This window comes from Agrobacterium sp. GW821-FHT02D03, assembly GCF_059421725.1.
The window spans coordinates 1,707,884-1,731,663 of record NZ_JBWKVN010000001.1 but is presented as its reverse complement, the minus strand read 5'-3'; the positions used below and the strand labels follow the sequence as shown (position 1 = coordinate 1,731,663).

The window sequence follows — 23,780 nt, the reverse complement described above, 5'->3', positions numbered from 1 at the left end:
GCCCGTCGAAACGGCATTGATAGCGGCATGGCTCTACATTTGATCAAGCTCTGCGTCGGCGCGGATTCCATCGAGGATTTGCGCGAATGGGTGTCCCAACGTTCGCTAACCGCTATGGCGGCTGGCCTGGAACCGCACAGCGTCCACACTACTCGCATGATCCCGAAGCGCATGGAAGAGTTGCTCGATGGTGGCTCTCTCTATTGGGTGATCAAGGGACAGGTACAGGCGCGCCAAAAGCTTCTCGATATCCGTTCCTTCACCGGTGGCGATGGCATCACGCGGTGTGATCTGGTTTTGGGACCGGAAGTCATCGAGACCTCGCCTGCACCAAAGCGTCCCTTCCAGGGCTGGCGTTATCTTAAAGACGAGGAGGCCCCGCGCGATCTGGGCGGCTCAGGCCTTGCGGACGACATGCCCTCCGATCTCCGACGGGAACTTGCGGAACTCGGACTTCTTTAGCGCGACCCTCGCAGTTCTTAAGCGCCAGCACATTTCAAAATAGAAAAACCGGCTCCGGGGGCAACGGAACCGGTTCTGCGGCAGGATCGACACGGGGTAGAGCGACCTGCCTAAACCTTGGAAGCACTTGCGACGAACGTCTTTGCCGTCACGACTTTTGCTTCTTGAACTGCGCCGGGCTGCGGGGAGGCGTTCCGGCGCTCTGTCCCTTGCAATCAGTTCTTGATCCCGGCAACGGCGCTGACGTTGCGGCCATCCTGAACCTTGACCCAGCGGCCTGGATTGTTCGAATCCTGGCGCTTGAGATAGGTGTATTCGGTATCCGACCAGTCCATGACCTTGTTGCGGAGGTTGTCGAGAATAAAGTCGCCGCGGTCGGTCCGCACCGTCAGCACCGCATGGCCCGAGCCGTTTGGCTGCAGCACGACGGTGATCAACAGGTTGGAGGCGGAGATGCCTTTGTTCATCAGCATCTTACGCTTCAAGAGCACGAAGTCTTCACAGTCGCCTGCTGTCGTCGGATAGGCCCAGCGCTCTTCGACGCCGTAAATCTCCATATCGGTCGCTGGCGTGATGGTGGTGTTGACCGTGTAGTTCACGTCCAGCATCGTCTTCCAGGTTTCTTCCGTCAACCGAAGCGGGCCCATATCGGCCGAGGTTGGCTGGCATTCGCTCTGATAGGTTTGGCAGAATTCGTAATGCCCGATCGGAGGATTGGCCTTTCCGATGATGCGCATTGCTGCTCCCGGCGATGCTTCTGCCTGCGGGGCGAATGCGCCAATTGCCAGTGCTGCAATGATCAGTCCCAAACGGCTGTGTTTTTTCATTTCTTGTCTCCCCGTTGTGAGGAGGACAATGCCAGCGACACTTTGATCGCACGCAAAAAAGCGTGCTCAAATTCGAGCTTAAATTAAGCAAAAACAACAGCTTATTTGATTCGTGTTTGAATGGAATTTGAATAGAATTTTATCGATCCGATTAGCTCGTCAGTCGACCGAAGGCTGCAAACCGCCCACATTCCGGCACCCTGTGAATGAAGCAGGGTTAACGGGCACGTTGATTTCAGCCAGTGTTGATCAACACTCAACCATTCATTCACTTTGTTTTGGAGGCGAAAACACGCTCAAAACGGCTGAAAGCGGCGAAAATTCCTGTTCTGATTGCAGAAAAAATCGTACTTCAACCGTATTTTTCTGTGCTTTTTTCTGAAATTTCTTTTGAATCCCGCTTTGGAGCAGGTTGATCCCAGCCTTTGGGAGGCCTTTGGCCGAGCGTACTTATGCAGCATGAAGGGAGTTGGACCGATAAATCATTGAAACAAGGCTCGAAACTCACGAGCGCGCTCAAGATGGTGACTGCCTGTCGCACCTTATGCGCAAGATCTGCAGTGGAAACTGACGATCAAAAGGCAAGAAAAAACCGGCAAACGCTGAGCGTCGCCGGTCCTTAAATTCGATCGTGAAGAAGTGTCAGAGAAACTCGATCAGGGCGTCCTTAGACTGAACACTGTCGAACTCGATCGCAACGCCTTCCATGAAATGGCGAACGATGCGCCCACCCATATTGCCGAGGCGGACGGTGGTGCCAAGCGCTGGCCGAGGTTCGATCTCGATAGCGGCACCGGAGAGTGAAAGGTCGATGATGCGGCAGCCGACCGTATTGCCGTCATTCAAGAGAAGCGAGGCATTTGGGTTGCGCGGAGTCAGACGATCATGCCGCCGGTCCTCAGGCAGGCCGAGCGCCTGGCGCTTTGCAATCCACGCCAGTTGAGCGGCGAGTTTCTCGCGCTTGCGTTCTGTCGCTGCAATAGCGATCGAAAAACCGTCGCCAGTGAGATGCGTCACCTTGCCTTCGACGCGACCGATATGCTGCAGATAGATGATGATCCGGTCATTCCGGTTCGGTCTGGCAAAGCACGTCAGCCGCGCACTTTCCGCCGTCATTTCTGTGGCAGTACAGTCAAACTCATCTTCAGTCGGCAACATAAGACGTCCGGAAAGACCGACGGTAACCGGCGGTTCGGCGGTGTCGACTGACTTCGAAACGTGGGCGTGTGCGAGATGTGATGAAAACATGGCCTGCGCTATGTTGCATGAAGAAAAGGACAAGCCCTATTTACTACGCGCGGGTTAACAGACTGTTTTGTCGTACAGCAATATTTGAGGAGAATTACGCGATATCAGCGAAAGCTTCTGCTCCACTGTCTCATTGTGAAGCAAAACTGTTGTAGGCGGAAAATATGTCGGTTTTCATCGTCTCGTTGGCGGGTCAGACGATTTTGAAAAAGAGTCTTATCGACCGTGTTGGCACCTCGCGGCTGCTTTTATTTGGTCGACCCTTCCTATATGGCTGAAACTGGGTCGAACGATATGAAATGGAAATGAAATGACGCATCATGACGGCGGTGAATTGCAAGAGCCGCGAGACGATCGCCCCCCGCCGCAGAAGCAGCCGGTGTTCAACCTTCCCTTTATCATCGTCGCTGTCCTTGGCTTCATGATCGCCATCCAGGTCGGTTCGGCCTACCTGATGTCGGATACGACTTATGAAGCCTTCCTCTTCACCTTCGGCTTCATCCCCGCGCGCTATACCATTCCCCTGGCGCAGCAAGGCCTGGAATGGCTCTGGACGCCAGTGACCTATTCTTTCCTGCATGGTGGTGTTGAGCACATCCTGTTCAACGGGCTGTGGCTGATGGCGTTTGGTGCGCCTGTGGCGCGCCGCATCGGCACGACACGATTTATTCTCTTCTGGATAATTTCGTCGGCGATTTCCGCGTTCGGTCATGCGGCGCTTGATTGGAGCAGCATCACGGTTCTGATTGGTGCGTCCGGCGTCGTCTCAGCCCTGATGGGTGCAGCTTGCCGCTTCGCCTTTCCGCCCCGCGGGCAGCGTTATCATCCTTCCTTCGGCCACCTTCTCCCGCGCCAGGGAATTGTCCAGGCGCTGACCAATAGAACGGTTTTGATTTTCACGATCGCGTGGCTTGCGGGTAATGCGCTGATTGCCGTGGGCTTCCCGCTATTCGGTGATGTCGGCGGGGAAGTGGCGTGGGACGCTCACATCTTTGGCTTCTTCTTCGGCTTCCTTTTCTTCGGCCTGTTCGATCCCAAAGTCGCCTCGGGAGAGAAGGCTACCTCAATCGATTGAAGTTTGATCGAACCTCAAATCCTGTTGCTTTCCCTTTCGAGGGAGCGCAAAAATTTGAAGACGGTGCTTCGTTCTCAGGGAGGAGACTTGGGTGCGATAGCCGGGCTGCAACGGATAAGGGAGGTACGCATGCCGATTTTTGTAAAGGAAATTCTCGATATCAAGGGTAGAGAGGTCGTGACGGTCGATCCCGGCATGTCGATTGCCGATGCTGCCGTGACGCTCTACGAGCATCGGATTGGTGCTGTTGTCGTGACCGACCATATGGGCGCAGTCCTCGGCATCTTTACAGAGCGCGATCTCGTGCGTGCCGTGGCCGCCAAAGGATCCGCAGCCTTGGAGACCAGGGTCTCCGACGTGATGACCAAGAGTGTGACCCGCTGCAACGAGGAAACCACGACAGACGACCTCATGGAGATCATGACCGGCGGCAGGTTCCGTCATTTGCCGGTAGAGGCCAATGGGCGCCTTGCGGGTATCATTTCCATCGGTGACGTGGTCAAGGCCCGGATCAGCGAGATCGAGACGGAAGCCGAGCACATCAAGGCCTATATTGCCGGCTGATCGGCCGTCCGCCTTGAGCAGGTAGAAGGAGGGCAGGCACCCAGCCTGCCTTTCATGGTATCAGGGTTGAAACACCTGCTGCATGCGCTTCAATTCCGGAATTCGAGACCGTGTTTCCTCATAGCCCTGGTCGATCGCCTCGGCCGCCCGGTGAAATTCCGAGAGGCCGATATGGCTGATGCGCGGATGCAGGGTCAGATCCGGCGGATCGCCCGCCAGTCTTGCGCGCGAAATTCGGTCCTGAATGATGTTGAAGGCCTGAACCATCACGCCTGGCAGCCCCATGCGCGATGTGGCCTTGATCGGCGTTTCGGCTTCGCTCTTGCTGCCGGCACCCGCGCCGTGCTTGACCACGGCCGAGCGACCGAAAATATCGTAGTTGAGGTTTACCGCAACGACCAGAGCCTGCTCATAGGCGCGGCAAACCGATACCGGTACCGGATTGACAAGAGCCCCATCGATCAGCGTCCTGCCGTTGCAGCGCACGGGCTCGAAAATGCCGGGCAGGGCATAGGAAGAGCGCAGCGCAGTGATCAGATTGCCCTGGTGAACCCAGACCTCGTGGCCGGTGCGCAGTTCGGTCGCCACCGCGATGAACGGATGCTCGAGATCTTCGATGTTGAGACCTTCAAGATGCTCCTGCATGCGCTTGGTGAGACGCATGCCGCCGAACAGGCCGCTACCGCCAATCGTCAGGTCCAAAAGTCCGGCAATGCGGCGCATCGTCAGCGAGCGGGCAAACTCTTCCAGCTCGTTGAGCTTGCCTGCGAGATAGCAGCCGCCGACGAGAGCGCCGATCGACGTTCCGGCAATCATGCCGATCTTCACTCCGGCTTCATCAAGCGCTCGTAAAACCCCAATATGCGCCCAGCCACGAGCCGCACCTCCGCCAAGCGCCAGCGCGATGCGGTTCGGTGGGAGCTGCGGTTTGGGTGCGGGCGCGATTTTCTCCAGGGTGCCGAGTGTCGTCGCGGACGATGGATTATCGCGGTTCATTCCCCATCCAAGCATTCGACGTCTCCCACTTGCATCTCCCGAGACCCTTGAGTCTCCTCAAGGCCTCGTCACATGATCGTAGCAAAAGGCAAAGAAATCGAAAAGATTGAGCTCTTCATCACGGCGAAGAGGATGAGCCATAGGTGGTTTCGGGGTCGAAATGCCGCGTGTCGTCGGTGATGGTATTGACCGCTTTGCCGTCTTCCATCGTCACGGTGCGATAGAAGCAAGAACGGCGGCCGGTGTGGCAGGTGGCATCATGTCCGGCGACAGAGACTTTGAGCCACACGGCATCCTGGTCGCAATCGGTGCGAAACTCGCGAACCGTCTGGAGATTGCCGGAGGTTTCCCCCTTCTTCCAGATTTTGTCTCGCGAGCGGCTGTAGTAGTGCGCAATGCCCGTTTCAAGCGTGAGCTTCAGGGCCTCCGAATTCATGTGCGCCACCATCAGCAATTCACCGTCTTTGATGTCGGTGACGACTGCAGTCACGAGACCGTTCGCGTCGAACTTAGGCGTGAACGGTCCAGATGCTTCCAGCGCCGTCTTATCGGATGGCGCGACTGGGAAAATGGCGGACATGAGATCCCCTGGGTGAGAGGGAGGCAGCCGGTTCAGCGGCTGCGCACCATGGACATGAAGCGGGCCTGCTCGGCAGGGTCCTTCTTGAACGCGCCGGTGAAACTCGTCGTCAACGTCGTCGAGCCCTGCTTTTGCACACCGCGCATGGACATGCACATATGTTCGGCGTCGATCATCACGGCGACGCCGCGTGGCTTCAACGTGGTTTCGATAGCGGAGGCGATCTGCGCCGTCATCGTTTCCTGGGTCTGCAGGCGACGACCGAAGATCTCGACGACGCGAGCGATCTTGGACAGGCCGAGAACGCGTCCATTCGGCAGATAGGCGACATGCGCCTTGCCGATGATCGGCACCATATGGTGTTCGCAATGGGAGAAGAACGGAATATCGCGCACGAGAATGATGTCGTCATAGCCGCCGACCTCTTCGAAGAAGGTGCCGAGGACGTCCTTGGCATCAAGGTCATAGCCGGAGAAGAGTTCACGATAGGCTTTGGCCACGCGCTTCGGCGTATCGAGCAGACCTTCACGGGTTGGATCGTCGCCAGCCCAACTCAGAAGGACGCGCACGGCATCCTCGGCTTCAGCCTGCGTTGGCCGTGCCTTTGTCACATCGTCCGTCGCGCCTGCGCCAGGAAAATTCTTCACGATTGCATCCATTTTTTATCTCCCGGTATGGTTCAAGGCCACACCTGAACACGCCCTGCAACGACGCTTGCGCGCCACGTTGCTGCTATCTGGTTGTTTTTCTGAATTTTGGCAAGAGTTTGCGCGTCTCGCCTCCATTATTTTATCAAACCTTGATGTACGGTTAATGAGTTAACATATTACGGTGGCCAAATGCAGGAAAGCTTTTCCCAGAGCGACACATCGTTTAGAAAATGATGACAGCGCTAAAACCTTCCGCCCGCGCCTTTACCTGGAATATCGACCATGGACGACATCTATAATAACCGCATCCTGGAATTCGCCGGCAATATTCCGCGTGCTGGCGGCATGGCGGATGCCGATGCGCAAGCGGAGAAGCACTCCAAGCTCTGCGGCTCCAAGGTCAAGGTCTACATCAAGATGGATGGCGACAAGGTCTGCGACTTCTCGCACGAAGTGCGCGCATGTGCGCTCGGTCAGGCATCCTCCTCGATCATGGCGCATCACGTGGTGGGTGCCAGCCGGGCAGAAATCCGCAAGGCTCGCCAGGACATGATCGACATGCTAACTGCGGGCGGTGAAGGACCGAAGGGACGCTTCGAGGATATGCGGGTGCTAAAGCCGGTCAAGGATTACAAGGCACGCCACGCCTCCACTCTGCTTACCTTCGAGGCGGTCTGTGATTGCCTGGATCAGTTGGAGGCGAAGCAGCCTCTGTCCGCAGCGAGTTGATCTCATGTGCGGACAACCCGGTTGTCATCATAAATCGGACACGCCTGTAAGCCGCTCCCGCAATTGGGCTGGCCCGTTTCGAAAGACCCCTGGCAGGCTACTCGGCATGGGCCTTATTCGGCTCTATCAACTGACGCTTTCCGGCTTTATCGGAAATTCTTGCCGTCACATTCCGACCTGTTCGGAATATGGATATGAAGCGATTGCCCGTCACGGCCTGTGGTCTGGCGGTTGGCTGAGCCTGTTTCGCGTCGCACGTTGCGGACCAGGTGGAACGAGCGGATATGATGGCGTGCCAGAAAGTCTTCGATCGGTCCGTTCCTGGCAGCTCTGGAAACTCTGGACTGTCGGCAAGCACAAAGGGTGACGCTGGTTTATGACGGTACCCCAGGAATACATTCAGGCATCGCGAGATTTCGAAGCCGTCCTTGTCGATATTCGCGACATAGCCTTGGTCAGCACGACGCACCGTGCCTTCACGACGCTTGAGGCGGTGCTTCGTGTTTTCCGGCGGCGTCTGACGGCGGATCAAAGCCTGGCGTTCGCCGGTTTGCTGGAAGTGGGCGTGCGAGCACTTTTCGTCGCTGACTGGACGATGGACGAGCCCGTCGTTCCTTTCGCCACGAGGCCCAAGATGCAAGAGGAGGTCATGTCGTTGAGGCGAGACCATAATCTTTCACCAGACACGGCTATCCAAGATGTGACGGAAGCGTTGCGTCTCCACATGGACGAGGAGAAGTTGAAGAGCTTTCTCAAATCCGTTTCATCTGACGCGCTCTCTTTCTGGGGTTTTTCGACCGAAATTGAATAGACTTTACTGAACAGGCAAATTTCAGTATCCACGCGCTGCATTGTCAGTCCTTTCGGCTGACCGTTACCCCACCCGCATTCGTTGGCGGGACTGGACAGGAGAATTCAAAGTGTTAGACGCCGTTTCCCTTACATTTCCAGATGGCTCCGTTCGTCAGTATCCCGCGGGTACGACCGGACGTGATGTTGCCGAATCCATTTCCAAGTCGCTTGCAAAGAAGGCCGTCGCCATCGCGCTGGACGGTCAATTGCGCGACCTTTCCGATACAATTGCCAATGGCGCAATCGAGATCGTCACCCGCGACGACAAGCGTGCGCTTGAGCTTATCCGCCACGATGCCGCCCACGTCATGGCCGAAGCCGTGCAGGAACTGTGGCCCGGCACGCAGGTGACGATCGGTCCTGTGATCGAAAACGGCTTCTATTACGACTTCGCCAAGAACGAGCCTTTCACCCCGGACGATCTTCCCAAGATCGAAAAGAAGATGAAAGAGATCATCGGCCGCTCGAAGCCCTTTACGCGCGAAATCTGGTCGCGAGAGAAGGCCAAGCAAGTCTTTGCCGCCAAGGGCGAGAACTACAAGGTCGAACTCGTCGACGCGATTCCTGAAGGTCAGGATCTCAAGATCTATTATCAGGGCGACTGGTTCGACCTTTGCCGCGGCCCGCACATGGCCAATACGGGGCAGATCGGTACGGCCTTCAAGCTGATGAAGGTTGCCGGTGCATATTGGCGTGGTGATAGCAATAACCCCATGCTGACGCGCATCTACGGCACGGCCTGGGCCACGCAGGAACAGCTGGATCAGTATCTGCACATCCTGGCGGAAGCCGAGAAGCGCGACCACCGCCGCCTTGGCCGCGAAATGGACCTGTTTCATTTCCAGGAAGAAGGTCCGGGCGTGGTGTTCTGGCACGGCAAGGGCTGGCGCATGTTCCAGACGCTGACCGCCTATATGCGCCGCCATCTGGAAGGCACCTATCAGGAAGTGAACGCACCGCAGGTTCTGGATGCTTCGCTGTGGGAGACCTCCGGTCACTGGGGCTGGTACCAGGAAAACATGTTCGCGGTAAAATCCGCCTATGCCTTCACCCATCCGGAGGACAAGGAAGCGGACAATCGCGTCTTCGCACTGAAGCCGATGAACTGCCCCGGTCACGTTCAGATCTTCAAGCATGGGTTGAAGTCTTACCGAGAACTGCCTGTTCGACTTGCAGAGTTCGGCACTGTGCACCGCTATGAGGCGTCAGGTGCTCTTCACGGCTTGATGCGCGTTCGTGGCTTTACCCAGGATGACGCTCACGTCTTTTGCACCGAAGAGCAGATGGCCGCGGAATGCCTGCGCATCAACGATCTGATCCTGTCGGTCTATCAGGATTTCGGCTTCGACGAGATTGTGGTCAAGCTGTCCACGCGTCCTGAAAAGCGCGTCGGTTCGGACGACCTTTGGGATCGCGCCGAGAGCGTGATGACCGAGGTCTTGAAGACCATCGAGGATCAATCCGGCGGGCGCATCAAGACCGGCATTCTGCCGGGCGAGGGCGCCTTCTATGGTCCAAAGTTCGAATACACCCTGAAGGATGCGATCGGTCGCGAATGGCAGTGCGGCACCACCCAGGTGGACTTCAATCTGCCGGAACGTTTCGGTGCCTTCTATATCGACCAGGCGTCTGAAAAGCGTCAGCCTGTGATGATCCACCGTGCGATCTGTGGTTCGATGGAACGCTTTCTCGGCATTCTGATTGAGAACTTCGCTGGCCACATGCCGTTGTGGTTTGCGCCGCTACAGGTTGTCGTCGCCACGATCACCTCGGATGCCGACGATTATGGTCGCGAGGTCGCCGAGGCGCTTCGAGAAGCGGGTCTCTCGGTGGAAACCGATTTCCGCAACGAGAAGATCAACTACAAGATCCGCGAGCATTCGGTCACCAAGGTTCCGGTCATCATCGTCTGCGGCAAAAAGGAAGCGGAAGAGCGCACGGTCAACATCCGCCGCCTCGGTTCCCAGGCCCAGACCTCGTTTGCTCTGGATGAGGCGATTGCCAATCTGGTCGACGAGGCGACGCCGCCTGACGTCAAGCGCAAGCGCGCTGCAAAGGCGAAAGCCAAGCTTGCTTGATCCCAAAGAAAACGGCGCCTTCGGGCGCCGTTTTCATAAGATGCTGGTGTGGGGCTTGTTAGGGACGTCCGCAGCGGCGCGGATCTGTGGGGAGTCGGCTATTCGAAATCGCCCGTCGCGTCTTCCGGTGCCTGGTCCTTCATCAGCACTTCGACATCGGAATCCTGTCCGGCCTTCACCCTGAAATTGCGCTGATAGACCTTGTCCTTGTTACGGGCAATTGCGGTGTACTCGCCGTCGGCGAGCACCATGGTGGAAAAGGCGCTGACGCTTTCATTCACCACGTCGCCAGCGCCCGTCAGCACAGACCAGGCCGTATCGGCGATCGCCTCGCCGCCATGCTCGGAGACGAGCTTCAGCGTCACTTGTGCCGCATGGTGCTGCAGCGTTGCTTCGGTCAGCTTGCCGGCTTCGACCTGGATATCGGCGCGAACCACCGCATTGACCGACCCGTATTCCGATACGACATGGTAGGTTCCGGCATTGAGACGGACGATAGTGTTCGGCTTCACATCGGTCATCACCAGCTTCCGCTCTCCGTTTTCGGAGGCTTCAGAGGCGTAGATGGAAAACTTCAACTGATTGGCGGAAATGGTCTTGTCGTTGCCGGCAACGGCATTGAGGACGAAGCCGCCAGCATCGAGAATGAGGACCTGCTTTTCGATCTTACCGGTTTCGGGAACGCTGAGCTTCTTGGTGACACCGGCGCGACCGAAGGCGACGTTGACGAAGTAATCTCCCGGCTCAAGGTGAAACTCGGCTGAACCGCCTTCAGAGCTTGCCAGCATCGGCAGCTTGCCATCGGCGCCCGGAATAGGGCTGAAGACCCGCCAGGCCAGCCCCTCCATCATCGGCTCGCCCTGCTGGGTCAGCTTTGCTTCCAGCACGATATCACGGGATTTGGCTGGCTCCGGCTCGCTGGGCGAGGGAACGGAGAAAGCGTTCAGCTTCGGCATTTTAGGCGTGCCCCCAAGCTGCTTGAATTCCTTGAAGGCATCCTGCGAGACGGCAATACCGGGTAGCGCGCTAGCCGAGACGAGCGCGATGCACAGACCTGCTCCGATTTTGGTAAACGTCATTTCTCTCGACCGGATTGACTTCTTGTTTTTGTGGGACCACTTCAATCCGAACCGCAAGGCTATTTCAAGGCCTGTCTTTACATTGCATGCGAATGGAACGGTGCGACCATGACAACTGACATCAAGCTCATCGACTATCTGAATGTACGACGCTCGACCCCCGCGCCGCAATTGTCGGAGCCGGGTCCGAGCCGTGAGGAGCTCGAAGAGATTCTTCGCCTGACGGTCCGCGTTCCAGACCATGGCAAGATCGCACCCTGGCGCTTCATCGTGATCCGAGGCGAAGAGCGGGTGAGATTGGGCGACGCCGCATTGGCACTCGCGCTGAAAAAGAACCCTGATTTGAGCGCCGACTTCCAATCGGTCGAAAGAACCCGCTTCACCAGAGCACCGGTCGTCATCGCCGTGGTCAGCAAGGCTGGTCCTCACGTGAAAATCCCCGAATGGGAACAGGTGATGTCGGCAGGCGCCGTATGCCTCAACCTGCTGATGGCATCGAACGCGCTTGGTTATGCCGCCAACTGGCTGACGGAATGGGTGTCCTACGATCCTGAGTTTCTGCCTGAGTTGGGCGTGAAGGATGGAGAGAAGGTGGCGGGGCTTATCTACATCGGATCGACGACGTTCCCGCCTGTCGAGCGTCCGCGCCCGGAACTGACCGACGTTGTGACCTGGGTCGGTGAAGCGTGATGTTCTACACCACAGACACGAACCAGCATGGCATGGCGCACGATCCCTTCAAGGCGATCGTCGCGCCGCGACCCATCGGTTGGATCGGTTCCAAGGGGAGCGATGGGACGCTGAACCTTGCCCCTTATTCCTTCTTCAACGCCATCGCGGACAAGCCCAAACTGGTGATGTTCTCATCGAGCGGACAGAAGGACAGCCTGCGCAATGTTCGCGAGAGCGGTGTCTTCACCGCTAGCCTCGTCAGCCGCCATCTCGTGGACCGGATGAACGCCTCGTCGGCACCTGTCGATTACGCCGTCAACGAGTTCGCACTGGCTGGCCTGACCGCACGTGCGGGCGAGGTGGTCGATGCGCCCTATGTGGCGGAGGCTCTTGCCGCGCTGGAGTGCCGCGTCACGCAGATCGTGCAGCCGCACGATATCGAAGGCGAGGCGGCCGACTCCTGGGTCGTCTTCGGGCAGGTGATGGGCATTCATATCGATGAGACGATCATCCGCGATGGTCGCATCGATATGGGCCTTGCGCGGCCCGTCGCCCGGATGGGCTATATGGACTACGCCGACGGCGGCGCGGATGTCTTCCAGCTGGCCCGCCCGAAGGCCTAATAGCCTCCATTTACGCCATGGTTAAGGAGCATGGTGAACCAATCGTAAACCTTTTCCCCCTAGGTTTCACCCATGGGAGGTGATCGCCGGCTCGGTAGCGAGTCGCGATAACCTCCGCGGGGTCATAAGAACATTTCTTGGGGTGCAGGGTGGTCGTAGAGGCATTTCTCAGCTGGACGGATAAGGCGCGTGCTGGCGATAGAGCCAAGGCTGCGAAGGCCTTGGGGGCAGCCTATGTCACCTCATCCTTGCCCAAAGACAAACAGGCAGGCGCCTATATGGCGATGTCCTACCTTCTGGACGATCCATCTCCCAAAGTCCGTCAGGCGCTTGCAGACGCGCTTGCCTGCTCTGATGATGCTCCTCGTCCTATCATTATCGCACTGGCTGAAGACCAGGCCGAGATTGCATGTCCGGTGATCATCAATTCCCCGGTGCTTCGGGAATCGGATCTTGTCGATCTGATCGGCCGAGGATCGTCGACCACAAGAGCGCTGATTGCGGCACGTGCTGATCTGAGCGCTGGCGTTTGCGCCGCTATGGCGGAAATCGGCAGCGAATGTGAAGTGATGATCATGCTGGAAAACCTATCAGCCCAGATCACACCCTTCACGCTGCGGCGTGTCTCTGAGCGTTTCGGAGAAGAGTCCGAAATCCGCAGTCTCCTACTGGATCGCAACGATCTCCCAGCCGACGTGCGCCACACCCTCGTCCTTCTGGTCGGAGAGGCGCTGGCCTCTGCTGGAATCGTGGGTCAGGTCATCACCGTGGCGCGCGCCCGCCAGATCGTTCAGGATGCATCGGACGCAGCTGTTACGCTGATTGCCGGCGAGGCATCCGGTCAGGAAAGATCATATCTGGTCGAGCATCTGCGCCAGCACCGACAACTGACGCCTTCCTTTCTTCTGCAGCTTCTTTGCACCGGAAAGCTCGACTTCTTCTCCGGGGCCATGTCCAACCTCTCCGGGCTTGAGGAGCGACGTGTCCGCTCAATCCTTGCAACCGGCAGAAACCATGCGGTCAAGGCGCTCTATCAGTCGACCGGTCTGTCCGGCCGCGCCCTTGAGGTTTTTATCGAGGCGACTCGTCTGTGGCGCCAGGCGGCCGAGATGCCCTATGGTGGAGCGGTGCAGCGGGTCGCCGAAAGGCTCCTCGAGACGTTCTCAAATACTGAGAGCGATGCAAGCGTCTACGAAATGATGTCGATGATTGAAAAGCTTCTGATCGTCGACCAACGTCAGAGAGCACGCTCCTTCGCCGAGGAACTGATCGCCGAGGCCGCTTGATCTTCGGAACAGGCAGCTACCACGCTTGAAGCGTGTCGCGATCTTTCGGATTCGCTCATTGGCTCTATGTCCTCGTTTCATCGCATGTGGTTATCGCAAAACCGCGCCACGCGTTTGTGCGACATGCTTTAGTCCGACGGACGCGTGGCAAGCCTTACTTGGATAGGCGTCTGGCAATCCAGGAATAGCTGTCTTCGACCATGCGCACCGGTTTGCCCAGAACCTCCCTCACACCTTCCGTTGAGGGAAGGATTTTTCGTACGCGGCCAATTGCTCGCTGCGCAAGGTTCTCCTCCTCCTGCTCCTCGGTTTGCGGCGTTTGCTTTGGAGCGTCCTGCCCGGTGGTTGCCTGCTCGACGGGCGCGTCCGGCATCTGACACACGGCAACGACGACCGGATAAGAGACATTGGTGAATTGGCCGAGCTGCTTTTCCGACTCCGCGTCGCAGAGTTCAACGCTCGTCCACCGCTGCTGCATTGTCGCGATGTAGCGGCAGTCTGATGCCGTGTCGTCGCAGCCGAGGATTGTCATCAAGACGAGCGCGGTTCGCATTTCACTTTTCTCCGGACGAAAGAGCTGGTTTACTCAGCGTGTCATTCAATATGATTGCAGTCTTATTGCGGCTGAAGCCGCCCAATTTTTATGGAAATAGCATGCCAGTTGAAATCAATCCGGAATCACCCCGTCAGCCAGAAATCGCCCGCCTCATGGATTTGTCGAATGCCTACATGGCCTCGCTCTATCCCGCCGAAAGCAACCACCTCGTCGATCTCGAGGCGCTTGAAAAGCCCACCGTCTCATTCCTGGTCGCGCGAAATGACGGAGCCATTGTCGGCTGTTGTGCGCTGGTGGAGGCTGGAGACGGCACGGCGGAGATCAAACGGATGTTCGTCGATCCCGAAGCGAGAGGCCTTCAGATCGGAAAACGCATGATGGCGGCGCTGATTGAACGCGCACAGGCGCTAAAGCTTTCAGCCATTCGCCTCGAAACCGGCATCAGTCAGCCGGAGGCGATCGGCCTTTATCGCAAGGCCGGATTTGTCGAGATCGAGCCATTCCCGCCTTACAAGCCGGATCCGCTCAGCATGTTCATGGAACTTCGTCTTTAAGCGGCGTGCCTAAACGGAGCTGGCGGCCTTTCGCGGCCTTGGAGGTTCCTCCACCAGCTCTATCTCCTCCTCAATAACGTCATGGACGATCACGGGTTCGCCCGCCGATATTTCGGCTTCGCGCACCCATTCGCGCCAGACGGCAACCAGCAGCGCCATCAGCACGGGACCGATGAAGAGACCAAGGAAACCCATGGTCTTCACGCCGCCGACAAGGCCGAAGAAGGTTGGCAGGAAAGGAAGCTTGATCGGGCCGCCAACAAGGCGCGGACGGATCGTCTTGTCGACGATGAAGAGCTCGACCGAGCCCCAGATGAAGAGGCCGATACCAGCCGCGGGCGAGCCGCTTGCGAGGAGATAGAGCGAGACCAGCGTGAAGGAAAGCGGCGCACCGCCTGGGATGAGCGCCATGACGCCGGTCAACACACCAAGCGTCACCGGGGAGGGGACGCCGGCGATCCAGTAGGCGATACCGAGAATGATGCCTTCGCCGATCGCGATCAGCGTCATGCCTGTCACAGTGGAGCTGATCGTAGCAGGAACGACGCGTGAGATGCGCTCCCAGCGGTTTGGCAGGATGCGTTCGCCGACGAGATCGACCTGGCGGGCAAAGCCCACACCGTTGCGATAGACGAAAAACAGCGCGATCAGCATGAAGAGCAGCGTCAGGACAAGGTGGAAAGCTCCGTTACCTGCCGCCACGATCGCGCGATAGATATTGCCGATATTGGCGCCGCTGACGAGCTGGATCACTTCGCCGATCGCGCCAGGTGTGCCGACATAGCGTGTCCACTGTTCGCTCATCCAGACGCCGACACCTGGAAGCGCTGCAATCCATTGTGGAACGGGCGCGCCCGTCTTGTTGACCTCCACGGCCCAGCCGAACCATTCGCGAATCTCACCGGCCGTATAGGACGCAGCAATCACGATCGGAACGATGAGGAAGGTGATAATCAGCAGGATTGCGACCGTCGCCCCGATCGTATTGTTGCCGCCCACACGGGTCAGCAGGCGCCGATAGATCGGCCAGCTTGCAAAGCCGATGACGAGAGCGGCAAGAACCGGAACGAGAAAGCCGTAGAAGAAGTAGATCCCGGCTGCGACAATCAAAAGCAGAAGCCAGCGCGCCGCCGAAATAGAGGGGACCAAGGCAATCCGGGCGTGGGTCGCAGCACCCAGCCACCGGTGTTCTCCATCCGGATGATGATTGTCGGCTTTATTCACTCTAGTCTCTTTCGCATTCCCGGAGCAGCGGGTCACACTGTCACAGGTGAGATATGGGGTGCAATCTATTCCCCCGTTATTTCGCTTTTATGTTGTCGCAAAACATATTGAACGAATTTGGTAAAAATTGAGCAACAAGCTTGGACTTCTGACATGAATGTGAGAATGAACAGGCACTTTTACAACCTCTGAGGTTTCCTGCTCCGTTCTGGGCTATTGATCATGCTGCGCCGATTCTTTGCTTACTATCGCCCATATCGGGGGCTCTTCATTCTCGACTTCTCCTGCGCCGTGCTCTCGGGTCTTCTCGAACTCGGCTTTCCCATGGCGGTGAAGCTTCTCGTCGATGTTCTTCTGCCGTCATCGAACTGGCCGGTCATCATGGCGGCATCTTTCGGCCTGCTGGTTATCTATGTCTTCAATACCGGCCTGATGGCGACCGTCACCTACTGGGGACACATGCTCGGCATCAATATCGAAACCGATATGCGCCGTGCCGCTTTCGACCATTTGCAGAAACTCTCCTTCCGCTTTTTCGATAATCAGAAGACCGGCCATCTTGTCGGCCGCCTGACCAAGGATCTGGAAGAGATCGGTGAGGTTGCGCATCACGGACCGGAAGATCTTTTCATCGCGATCATGACCTTCATCGGCGCTTTCCTGCTGATGCTTTGGGTCAATGTGCCATTGGCGCTGATCACGGCTGTGATTGTGCCGCTGACGGCATGGGTTACCAGCCGGTATGGCACGCGCATGACAAACAATTTCCGCTCACTCTACAATCGCGTTGGCGCCTTCAATGCCCGCATCGAGGAGAATGTTGGCGGCATGCGGGTGGTGCAGGCTTTCGCCAATGAGGATCACGAACGCGCTTTGTTCGAAAAGGACAATCAACGCTATCGCCGCACCAAGCTCGACGCCTACAAGATCATGACTGCCAGTACGTCGCTCAGCTATATGAGCATGCGTCTGACGCAGATGGTCATCATGATCTGCGGCGCCTGGCTCGTCCTGCACGGCGACCTGACCAATGGTGGCTTCGTCAGCTTCCTCTTGCTGGTCAACGTCTTCTTCCGCCCGATCGAGAAGATCAATTCCGTGATCGAAACCTACCCCAAGGGCATCGCCGGGTTCCGTCGTTTTACCGAGTTGATCGATACCGAGCCGGATATCGCCGACGCGCCGGATGCGATCACTGCTCCGTCTCTTCGTGGAGACATCGCTTACAGGAACGTCAGTTTCGGCTATGCCGATGGAAAGCACGTCCTGTCCAACATTGATCTGACGATTGATGCCGGCGAAACCGTCGCCTTCGTCGGGCCTTCAGGGGCCGGAAAGACGACCCTTTGCTCGCTGCTGCCGCGTTTCTACGAGGTCACCGACGGCGCCATTACCATCGACGGCATCGATATTCGCAACATGACGTTGGCATCGCTGCGCAGTCAGATCGGCATCGTGCAACAAGACGTCTTCATGTTTGGCGGCACCGTGCGCGAGAACATCGAGTACGGACGGCTTGGCGCAAGCGATGAGGATATCTGGATTGCTGCACGGCGCGCGCGGCTCGATCAGGTCATCGAAGCCATGCCAGACGGCATGGAGACAGTCATTGGCGAGCGTGGCGTCAAGCTCTCCGGCGGCCAGAAGCAGCGTCTCGCGATTGCCCGCATGTTCCTGAAGAACCCGCCAATCCTCATTCTCGATGAGGCGACATCCGCACTCGACACCGAAACCGAACGCGCCATTCAGCAATCGCTTGGTGAACTTGCCGAAGGCCGCACGACGCTCATCATCGCTCATCGTCTGGCAACCATCAGAGATGCGTCGCGCATTGTCGTGGTCGATGCCAACGGCATCGTCGAAAGCGGAAACCATCAGGAGCTTCTTGCCGCGAAAGGACCATACAGCCGGCTTTATGAAGCACAGTTCGGCGCTGGCCTTATTGCGTGACAGTTCGAACTGGGTGAGGGCTATGCCCTCAACCATGCACCTTACGCGGTCGATGCGCCTGCATGCACAGCAAGACGCTGAGAACGACGGAGACGATCGCGACGCTTTCGATCAGCGTCGGTCCACGGCCTTCCCATAGGAAGCCATAGAGCAGGGCGAACAGGGTTTCGAACAGGATCATCTGCCCGACCATCGTTAGTGGCAGAAGTCGGCTCATGCGGTTCCAAAGCGCGTTGCCGAAAATCGATGCCGAAATGCCAAGACCAACGGCAACCATGGTAAACTGCATCCAGTCCGAAGCGGGATGGGCAACACCGCCAAAGGCGAAAGCGGGGACAGCAAGAACAAGCGCGATGCCGCCGGTGACGACACCGGTCATCAGGTTCCATTCATCCGCACTGACAGCATGCAAGCGAACGAGCCAGCGCGCGTTGCCGACCGCGAATGCCGTCCACGATGCCAGCGCGCCGATCGCGGCTGCAAGCCCTATGAGCTTGCGAGCATCCATTGGTGTCCCGTCATGCATAAGCGACTGCCATGAGATGCCGATGATACCGACGGCGCCAAAGAACAGGGATGGCCAGAGCCGCTTCAACGAGACGGCGCCATGGTCCATGCTGCCGATAATGGTGACGGCGACCGGCAGAAAGCCGATGATGATGGAGGTGAAGGCGACCCCACTCAATTGAACGGCGGTCGAGATGAACACATAGTAGAGCAGGTTGCCAACAAGGCTAAGCCACAGGAGGGCTATCCACTCTGCACGGCCGAACTGCGCCGAGACACGTTTGATCTTCGGCGCAATCAGCACAAGCGCGATAACGCCAAAGGTCAGATAGCGGGCGGTGGAGAGTTGCAACGGTGTGAAGCCTGCCGGGATGAGCTTCGGTGCAAGAAAAATCCCGCCCCACAGCGCGCCCGCCAGCATTCCGTAAAATAGCCCCAACCCGGTCTTGTTCATGTCATGTCCTTGTGTCTATGGCGGGCTACAGCATCGGCCAGAAAATCGGCATCGATTTTCGGAAAAGCACGATGCGTAGATTCAAAAAGATAGAGCGTCCTCGGTGCGGCCAATAAGCCGCGCGGCGCTCTATGTGCCATGCGTAGGAAATGCCTGTCTTGACATAAACTCTTACGGTTCAGGAAATGGCGTTGCGCCGATAGGCGGCAGGCGTGGTGCCGAGCGCCTTCTTCATGGCGCGCGTCAAGGCCGTCTGATCGGAGAAGCCCGCCCGTGTTGCAATCTCTGCAATCGGCAAGGACGAGCCTGAAAGAAGCGCGCAGATTTTCTTCATCCGGACATCGGCGAGCAGAGCGTGCGGCGTGGCATCAAAGTAATCGAGAGATAGCGCGTGCAGGCGGCTGGTGCTGATCTCCACCTCGGACGCCATGCGCTCCACCGTCCAAGGTTGAAACGGATCGATCTCGATCAATGCTTTGAGCGTCATCAGTCGAGATGCGACGTCGGCCCCTTCGTCCGTGAAGCTTCCGACCAGAAGCTCTGCCCACAACCTCGTTGAGGATGAGTTGTGTTCGCCATCGTGAATGGATCGTCGCATATGGCGCGCGATAGAAGACGATCGATTAGTGAGGTCGATGAATGGCCTGTTGCAAAATCTCTCCAGCGTCGCCTCTGGGACGTATCTCTCGTCGAGATCGACGATCAGGGAGCGGTTGTTGTCCGATGTGACAATGCTGTGCTTTATATTGCCGGTAATCAGAACGGCCTTGGAGGTCGAGAGGCGCTGCTGCAACCCGCCAACCTCAATGTCCATGCTGCCTTGCAGTGGCACGACGATCTGGACAAAGGCATGGCGTTCCTCTGGCCATTCCTTTGAATAGGAACGAAGATCGACAGATGCGGTTTGCATGGCGTTCTCCTTCCCTCAAACAAAAAAAGTGGCCTTGCGGCCACTTTCTAACATGAAGCATGAAGGACTGAACAGTAGTTCAGGCCTCGGTCTCCTGCTTCACCGTCGATTCGCCACGCTTGCGCTTGCGCAGAACCGGCTTGTTCTCGCGCGCTTCACACTTTGCTACATCGATAAGGTAAGCCAATACCGGCATACTATTCATCGAGGCGAGTTGCTTGGCGGATTCGAGAAGGTTGATGATGTTGGCAAAGTCGTCCATCGTATCTCTCGGCTGGACCCTAGGTCCTGTTTATGGTTGAAAAATGCGCCAGACACGAAACCGCGCCAAAAAATGATCATCTTGGCTCGGTTGCATCTCATGGCTGCAAACAATCTTCTAATTTAATAGCAATCCACCCAGCAGGGTTGCAATAGCGATTTTCTAAGAACTGCTATGCAGGGGTGATGAGGATGATCATCGTCAATGACACTAAAGAAGCCGCTGAAATCATCAAGGGCTCCCGCCGTATTCTTGTCATGGGGTGCTCCGGCAACGGCAAAAGCACGCTGAGCAACCGGCTGTCCGAACGGCTCGGACTGCCACACATATCATGTGACCGCGACATTTTCTGGCTGCCGGGCTGGAAGCTGAGACCGAGGCCGGAGATTGTTGAGCGCATGACCGCCTTTGCAGCCGAAGACCGCTGGATTATCGATGGCAACAGCCCAGGCACACTGCCTCTTCGCCTGCCGCGGACGGAGGCGGTCATCTGGCTGCGCTTTCCCCGCTGGATGTCGTTGACCAGCGTCGTGAAGCGCTGGCTTCGTTACCGTGGCAAAGTGCGACCGGAAATGGCCGAAGGGTGTCCGGAAAAGATCGATGCAAAATTTCTCTCCTATATCTGGAATTTCGAAAAGGCTGAGTCACCTGAGATCGTTCAGCATCTCGAGGCTGCCCGGAGGGATTTACCGGTCATCATTCTCACAAGCTACCAGGATACGAATCGCCTGCTCAGTGATCTCGACTCGGCGATTGGCGGTGAACTGAAGCGGTAGAGCAGGGGGCAGGGATGCCGAATTATATTTCTGATATCGTAGAGGCCGCGAGATTATTGGGACGTGCTTCCCGCGTGCTGGTGGTCGGCTCGTCCGGTGGCGGAAAGACAACGCTCTCGCGGCAGGTCGCGCATCACCTTCAAGCCGAATACTTCTCGATTGACCGAGATGTGCGCTGGCTAACAAATTGGACGCAACGCGAACAAGGAGAGCAGCATCGCATCATCCGAGATATCGTTGCTCATGATCGCTGGGTGTTGGACGGAAGCAATCCCTCCACCTTCGATATTCGCTTGCCCAGGACCGATGTCGTGATCTGGATGCGCCTTTCCCGCCTCACCTGTTTGGCCGGTATTGGGCGTCGTGTCATGCGCAACTATGGGCGCGTTCGACAAGATATGGCTGACGGTTGCGCTGAACCGTTGCCCAATCTCGAATTCCTGACCTATATCTGGACATTCGAGAAACGTCACGCACCGCTTTTCGAACGCAATTTCGATCTTTATGGTCCAGAGGTCCCGATATTTCAGGTGAAATCTCGACGTGAGGCGTACCGCCTCCTTGATCTTATGCGGAGTGCACATTAATTCCGGCTCATGCCGCAATTTGAAACACGCCGCCTTGTCAAACATTCTCCCGACCGGATGTACGATCTCGTCGCCGATGTGGAGAAATATCCGGAATTTCTGCCTCTCTGTGACGGGCTCACCGTGCGCTCCAAGAAAGAGCGCGACGGCAAGACGCTGTTGGTGGCGGATATGACGGTTGGCTACAAGGCCATCCGCGAGACCTTCACCACACAGGTTCTTTTGAAGCCGGAAGAGCGTGCTATCGATGTCAAATACCTTGACGGGCCGTTCCGCTATCTGGACAATCGTTGGCGCTTCGAGCCGACCGATAATGGCGGGTGCTCGGTCTATTTCTTCATCGACTACGAGTTCAAGAACCGCCTTCTCGGCGCTCTGATGGGCTCGATGTTCGATCGGGCGTTCCGCATGTTCGCCGAAGCTTTCGAAGCCCGTGCCGACCGTATCTATGCGGAATGAGATAGCTCCAAAACCATCTCTAAAGCGGTTCTGACGGTTGAAAGACGGACCTGATCGCGGCCGATATCGCCGTAACGCATTTCACGATGAATGAGCCTGCCATCGCGGCTCTTTGCTGCCAGATGCACCAGACCGACCGGTTTTGCGGCGGAGCCGCCACCGGGGCCGGCAATGCCCGTGACCGCGACGCAGACATGAGCACGGGAGCGAAATAGCGCGCCATGCGCCATCTGGAGCGCAGTTTCCCTGGAGACCGCGCCATAGGCTTTCAAGGTCGGCTCCAAGACGCCCAGCATGTCCATCTTCGCCTCGTTCGTGTAAGTGACGAAGCCGCGGTCGACGACGGCGGAGGAGCCGGAAATCTCGGTGAGGGCGCCGGCAATCAAACCGCCTGTGCAGCTTTCCGCCGTCGACACCATATGTCCTGCCTCAGAGAAGCTTGCGATGATGTGACGGGCCTGTTCCAAGATATCCGTTGGGAAGATGCTCATACCGGCCTCTGCTGATAAACCACCGTCGCAGTCGCGATCGCTGCAATGCCTTCACGCCGCCCGACAAAGCCGATCATCTCGTTGGTGGTTGCCTTGACTGAGCAACGGTCGAGCGAGATCCCGAGGATTTCTGCCAGGTTCTCGCGCATGGCCTGGCGATGCGGTCCGATGCGTGGCGCTTCTGCAATCAGCGACACATCCGCATTCATGATCGTGCCGCCATTGCCACGCACGACATTTGCTGCGTGTTCGAGGAAAATCCGCGAGGCGGCACCCTTCCATTGCGGGTCCGATGGTGGAAAATGATCGCCGATATCGCCGGCACCACAGGTGGCGAGCAGGGCATCGGTCAGCGCATGAAGCGCCACATCCGCATCGGAATGGCCCTTGAGCTTTTGATCATGGGCAATGAAGATGCCGCAAAGCGTCACACCATCGCCGTCTTCCAACTGATGGACATCATACCCATTGCCGGTCCGTACATCCGGAAGTGCGGCAGAAAGTTTTTCGTCAGCCATGGCAATATCCCGCTTCAAAGTAAGTTTGACATTATCGACAGATCCTTCGACGAGGCTGACTGGCAGTCCGGCCCATTCCGCAATCGAGGCGTCGTCAGTAAAATCGTCTTGGCCCGATGAGGCCGCATCACGGTGCGCTGCAAGGATCGCGCTGTATCGAAAGGCCTGTGGGGTCTGGGCGGCAAACAGGCCGCTGCGGGATACGGTCTCCCGCACCAGCGATGCGTCACCGCGCTTCAACGTGTCTGTGACCGCAAGGGCAGGCAGCACCGCATCGGCTCCACTTTCGAGACGCGCAGCTACCCGTTCCAAAAGATCGGCATCGATGAATGGTCGGACTGCGTCATGGATCATCACATGCGTGACGTCATCTGCGCCAAGCGCTTCGAGCCCTGCAAGAACCGATTGCTGGCGGGTTGTACCGCCGGTGACGACGAGCATCCGCTCAGGCGCAGACAGACGGGGTGCGATCGGCTCATAGAGAGCAAAATCCTCGCGGTGAATGACGACTGCTATCTTTGCGGCTTTCTGCCAGCCGAGGAACGTCCTCAGCGTGTGCTCGATAACGGGTTTGCCGCCGATCGACCGATATTGTTTCGGACCCTCTTCCGGTGAGCCTGCGCGTTCCCCGCGACCAGCTGCGACAATGACGACACCGATTTTCATATTGGATTTCCGCATTTCCCCTATGCCGTATCTGCTGCTGTTCCAGATTGACATGCGTGATCTAACGTTTCAAAAGCCGAATGACCAGCCGTGATTGGCGCCTGCTACGAGCTGAAATTCGCCTATTGCTTCGTCATTTGAACAT

The 23,780-nt window shown here is 57.3% G+C and carries 29 protein-coding genes; 16 read left to right on the top strand and 13 right to left on the bottom strand.

What is annotated here, in order from left to right; all coding sequences use genetic code 11:
* Positions 1-27 precede the first annotated feature (27 nt).
* The gene (locus tag AC07U5_RS08110) at positions 28-462 is read left to right on the top strand and encodes a DUF1489 family protein (RefSeq protein ID WP_062437550.1); all 435 of its coding nucleotides are present in this window, start codon (positions 28-30) and stop codon (positions 460-462) included.
* A 215-nt stretch (positions 463-677) separates the two neighbouring features.
* On the opposite strand, the gene AC07U5_RS08105 is transcribed toward AC07U5_RS08110, so the two are convergent.
* Positions 678-1,289: a transglutaminase-like cysteine peptidase gene (locus AC07U5_RS08105; protein ID WP_062425374.1), complete on the bottom strand. Its 612-nt coding sequence runs from the start codon at positions 1,287-1,289 to the stop codon at positions 678-680.
* A gap of 242 nt (positions 1,290-1,531) precedes the next feature.
* On the opposite strand from AC07U5_RS08105, the gene AC07U5_RS08100 reads away from it, so the two are divergent.
* Positions 1,532-1,705 (top strand): hypothetical protein, encoded by a 174-nt coding sequence (locus AC07U5_RS08100; RefSeq protein WP_494722724.1) that lies wholly within the window; start codon positions 1,532-1,534, stop codon positions 1,703-1,705.
* A 226-nt stretch (positions 1,706-1,931) separates the two neighbouring features.
* Here the strand turns inward: AC07U5_RS08100 and AC07U5_RS08095 are convergent, their stop codons facing one another.
* Entirely contained in the window at positions 1,932-2,537 is a 606-nt protein-coding gene (locus AC07U5_RS08095; protein WP_062425373.1) for a PilZ domain-containing protein, read from the bottom strand.
* A gap of 310 nt (positions 2,538-2,847) precedes the next feature.
* Between AC07U5_RS08095 and AC07U5_RS08090 the strand changes: the two genes are divergently transcribed.
* Both AC07U5_RS08090 and AC07U5_RS08085 read left to right on the top strand, forming a co-directional pair.
* Entirely contained in the window at positions 2,848-3,612 is a 765-nt protein-coding gene (locus AC07U5_RS08090) for a rhomboid family intramembrane serine protease (protein ID WP_494722723.1), read from the top strand.
* A gap of 129 nt (positions 3,613-3,741) precedes the next feature.
* Positions 3,742-4,176 (top strand): CBS domain-containing protein, encoded by a 435-nt coding sequence (locus tag AC07U5_RS08085; protein WP_062437545.1) that lies wholly within the window; start codon positions 3,742-3,744, stop codon positions 4,174-4,176.
* A gap of 60 nt (positions 4,177-4,236) precedes the next feature.
* Here the strand turns inward: AC07U5_RS08085 and AC07U5_RS08080 are convergent, their stop codons facing one another.
* From AC07U5_RS08080 to folE, 3 genes are all read right to left on the bottom strand, one after another.
* The gene (locus AC07U5_RS08080; RefSeq protein ID WP_111850624.1) at positions 4,237-5,187 is read right to left on the bottom strand and encodes a patatin-like phospholipase family protein; all 951 of its coding nucleotides are present in this window, start codon (positions 5,185-5,187) and stop codon (positions 4,237-4,239) included.
* A gap of 103 nt (positions 5,188-5,290) precedes the next feature.
* Positions 5,291-5,752: a phosphoribosyl-AMP cyclohydrolase gene (hisI, locus tag AC07U5_RS08075; RefSeq protein WP_494722722.1), complete on the bottom strand. Its 462-nt coding sequence runs from the start codon at positions 5,750-5,752 to the stop codon at positions 5,291-5,293.
* Positions 5,753-5,784: 32 nt separating this feature from the next.
* Complete coding sequence (folE, locus tag AC07U5_RS08070) at positions 5,785-6,411, bottom strand: GTP cyclohydrolase I FolE (protein WP_062425368.1); 627 nt, start codon at positions 6,409-6,411, stop codon at positions 5,785-5,787.
* A gap of 273 nt (positions 6,412-6,684) precedes the next feature.
* On the opposite strand from folE, the gene AC07U5_RS08065 reads away from it, so the two are divergent.
* The 4 genes from AC07U5_RS08065 to thrS all read left to right on the top strand — a co-directional run bounded on the left by AC07U5_RS08065 (position 6,685) and on the right by thrS (position 10,061).
* Positions 6,685-7,131, top strand: a complete 447-nt coding sequence (locus tag AC07U5_RS08065) for an iron-sulfur cluster assembly scaffold protein (RefSeq protein ID WP_494722721.1) — start codon at positions 6,685-6,687, stop codon at positions 7,129-7,131.
* A 4-nt stretch (positions 7,132-7,135) separates the two neighbouring features.
* Complete coding sequence (gene yidD, locus AC07U5_RS08060) at positions 7,136-7,498, top strand: membrane protein insertion efficiency factor YidD (RefSeq protein WP_494722720.1); 363 nt, start codon at positions 7,136-7,138, stop codon at positions 7,496-7,498.
* Positions 7,499-7,507: 9 nt separating this feature from the next.
* On the top strand, positions 7,508-7,942 hold the full coding sequence (locus AC07U5_RS08055) for a DUF2267 domain-containing protein (protein ID WP_494722719.1): 435 nt from the start codon (positions 7,508-7,510) through the stop codon (positions 7,940-7,942).
* Between the two features lie 109 nt (positions 7,943-8,051).
* The gene (thrS, locus tag AC07U5_RS08050; RefSeq protein WP_494722718.1) at positions 8,052-10,061 is read left to right on the top strand and encodes a threonine--tRNA ligase; all 2,010 of its coding nucleotides are present in this window, start codon (positions 8,052-8,054) and stop codon (positions 10,059-10,061) included.
* A gap of 98 nt (positions 10,062-10,159) precedes the next feature.
* Here the strand turns inward: thrS and AC07U5_RS08045 are convergent, their stop codons facing one another.
* The gene (locus tag AC07U5_RS08045) at positions 10,160-11,140 is read right to left on the bottom strand and encodes an RgsD C-terminal domain-containing protein (protein WP_494722717.1); all 981 of its coding nucleotides are present in this window, start codon (positions 11,138-11,140) and stop codon (positions 10,160-10,162) included.
* A gap of 108 nt (positions 11,141-11,248) precedes the next feature.
* Here AC07U5_RS08045 and AC07U5_RS08040 point away from each other — a divergent pair, with 108 nt between their 5' ends.
* The 3 genes from AC07U5_RS08040 (at position 11,249) to AC07U5_RS08030 (ending at position 13,721) form a co-directional block, all read left to right on the top strand.
* On the top strand, positions 11,249-11,830 hold the full coding sequence (locus AC07U5_RS08040; protein ID WP_494722716.1) for a nitroreductase family protein: 582 nt from the start codon (positions 11,249-11,251) through the stop codon (positions 11,828-11,830).
* Positions 11,830-12,435: a flavin reductase family protein gene (locus tag AC07U5_RS08035; protein WP_494722715.1), complete on the top strand. Its 606-nt coding sequence runs from the start codon at positions 11,830-11,832 to the stop codon at positions 12,433-12,435. Before AC07U5_RS08040 ends, AC07U5_RS08035 begins: the two co-directional genes overlap by 1 nt.
* A gap of 149 nt (positions 12,436-12,584) precedes the next feature.
* Positions 12,585-13,721, top strand: coding sequence for a DUF2336 domain-containing protein (locus AC07U5_RS08030; protein WP_494722714.1), 1,137 nt, complete (start codon positions 12,585-12,587; stop codon positions 13,719-13,721).
* A 154-nt stretch (positions 13,722-13,875) separates the two neighbouring features.
* Here the strand turns inward: AC07U5_RS08030 and AC07U5_RS08025 are convergent, their stop codons facing one another.
* A complete protein-coding gene (locus AC07U5_RS08025) occupies positions 13,876-14,274 on the bottom strand; it encodes a hypothetical protein (protein WP_062425360.1) in 399 nt (132 codons plus the stop codon).
* 101 nt (positions 14,275-14,375) lie between these two features.
* Between AC07U5_RS08025 and AC07U5_RS08020 the strand changes: the two genes are divergently transcribed.
* On the top strand, positions 14,376-14,831 hold the full coding sequence (locus tag AC07U5_RS08020) for a GNAT family N-acetyltransferase (protein ID WP_062438880.1): 456 nt from the start codon (positions 14,376-14,378) through the stop codon (positions 14,829-14,831).
* Positions 14,832-14,840: 9 nt separating this feature from the next.
* Here AC07U5_RS08020 and AC07U5_RS08015 read toward each other — a convergent pair whose 3' ends face one another.
* Positions 14,841-16,055 carry an AI-2E family transporter gene (locus tag AC07U5_RS08015; protein WP_494722713.1) on the bottom strand — a complete coding sequence of 405 codons (1,215 nt, stop codon included), beginning with the start codon at positions 16,053-16,055 and terminating at the stop codon, positions 14,841-14,843.
* A 222-nt stretch (positions 16,056-16,277) separates the two neighbouring features.
* On the opposite strand from AC07U5_RS08015, the gene AC07U5_RS08010 reads away from it, so the two are divergent.
* Complete coding sequence (locus AC07U5_RS08010) at positions 16,278-18,005, top strand: ABC transporter ATP-binding protein (RefSeq protein WP_494722712.1); 1,728 nt, start codon at positions 16,278-16,280, stop codon at positions 18,003-18,005.
* 28 nt (positions 18,006-18,033) lie between these two features.
* Here the strand turns inward: AC07U5_RS08010 and AC07U5_RS08005 are convergent, their stop codons facing one another.
* From AC07U5_RS08005 to AC07U5_RS07995, 3 genes are all read right to left on the bottom strand, one after another.
* Entirely contained in the window at positions 18,034-18,966 is a 933-nt protein-coding gene (locus AC07U5_RS08005) for a DMT family transporter (RefSeq protein WP_062425357.1), read from the bottom strand.
* 178 nt (positions 18,967-19,144) lie between these two features.
* Positions 19,145-19,876: an AraC family transcriptional regulator gene (locus AC07U5_RS08000; protein ID WP_494722711.1), complete on the bottom strand. Its 732-nt coding sequence runs from the start codon at positions 19,874-19,876 to the stop codon at positions 19,145-19,147.
* A 79-nt stretch (positions 19,877-19,955) separates the two neighbouring features.
* Complete coding sequence (locus AC07U5_RS07995) at positions 19,956-20,138, bottom strand: hypothetical protein (protein WP_062425355.1); 183 nt, start codon at positions 20,136-20,138, stop codon at positions 19,956-19,958.
* Between the two features lie 191 nt (positions 20,139-20,329).
* On the opposite strand from AC07U5_RS07995, the gene AC07U5_RS07990 reads away from it, so the two are divergent.
* The 3 genes from AC07U5_RS07990 to AC07U5_RS07980 all read left to right on the top strand — a co-directional run bounded on the left by AC07U5_RS07990 (position 20,330) and on the right by AC07U5_RS07980 (position 21,960).
* On the top strand, positions 20,330-20,914 hold the full coding sequence (locus AC07U5_RS07990) for a P-loop NTPase family protein (protein WP_494722710.1): 585 nt from the start codon (positions 20,330-20,332) through the stop codon (positions 20,912-20,914).
* 74 nt (positions 20,915-20,988) lie between these two features.
* Positions 20,989-21,501 (top strand): P-loop NTPase family protein, encoded by a 513-nt coding sequence (locus tag AC07U5_RS07985; RefSeq protein WP_494722709.1) that lies wholly within the window; start codon positions 20,989-20,991, stop codon positions 21,499-21,501.
* A 9-nt stretch (positions 21,502-21,510) separates the two neighbouring features.
* Entirely contained in the window at positions 21,511-21,960 is a 450-nt protein-coding gene (locus AC07U5_RS07980) for a type II toxin-antitoxin system RatA family toxin (RefSeq protein WP_113226128.1), read from the top strand.
* Here AC07U5_RS07980 and AC07U5_RS07975 read toward each other — a convergent pair.
* Together AC07U5_RS07975 and AC07U5_RS07970 are read right to left on the bottom strand one after the other, a co-directional pair.
* Positions 21,948-22,451 carry a CinA family protein gene (locus AC07U5_RS07975; RefSeq protein ID WP_494722708.1) on the bottom strand — a complete coding sequence of 168 codons (504 nt, stop codon included), beginning with the start codon at positions 22,449-22,451 and terminating at the stop codon, positions 21,948-21,950. The two genes, AC07U5_RS07980 and AC07U5_RS07975, sit on opposite strands and share 13 nt — an antisense overlap.
* Complete coding sequence (locus AC07U5_RS07970; protein WP_494722707.1) at positions 22,448-23,635, bottom strand: bifunctional 2-C-methyl-D-erythritol 4-phosphate cytidylyltransferase/2-C-methyl-D-erythritol 2,4-cyclodiphosphate synthase; 1,188 nt, start codon at positions 23,633-23,635, stop codon at positions 22,448-22,450. Before AC07U5_RS07970 ends, AC07U5_RS07975 begins: the two co-directional genes overlap by 4 nt.
* Between the last annotated feature and the right edge of the window lie 145 nt (positions 23,636-23,780).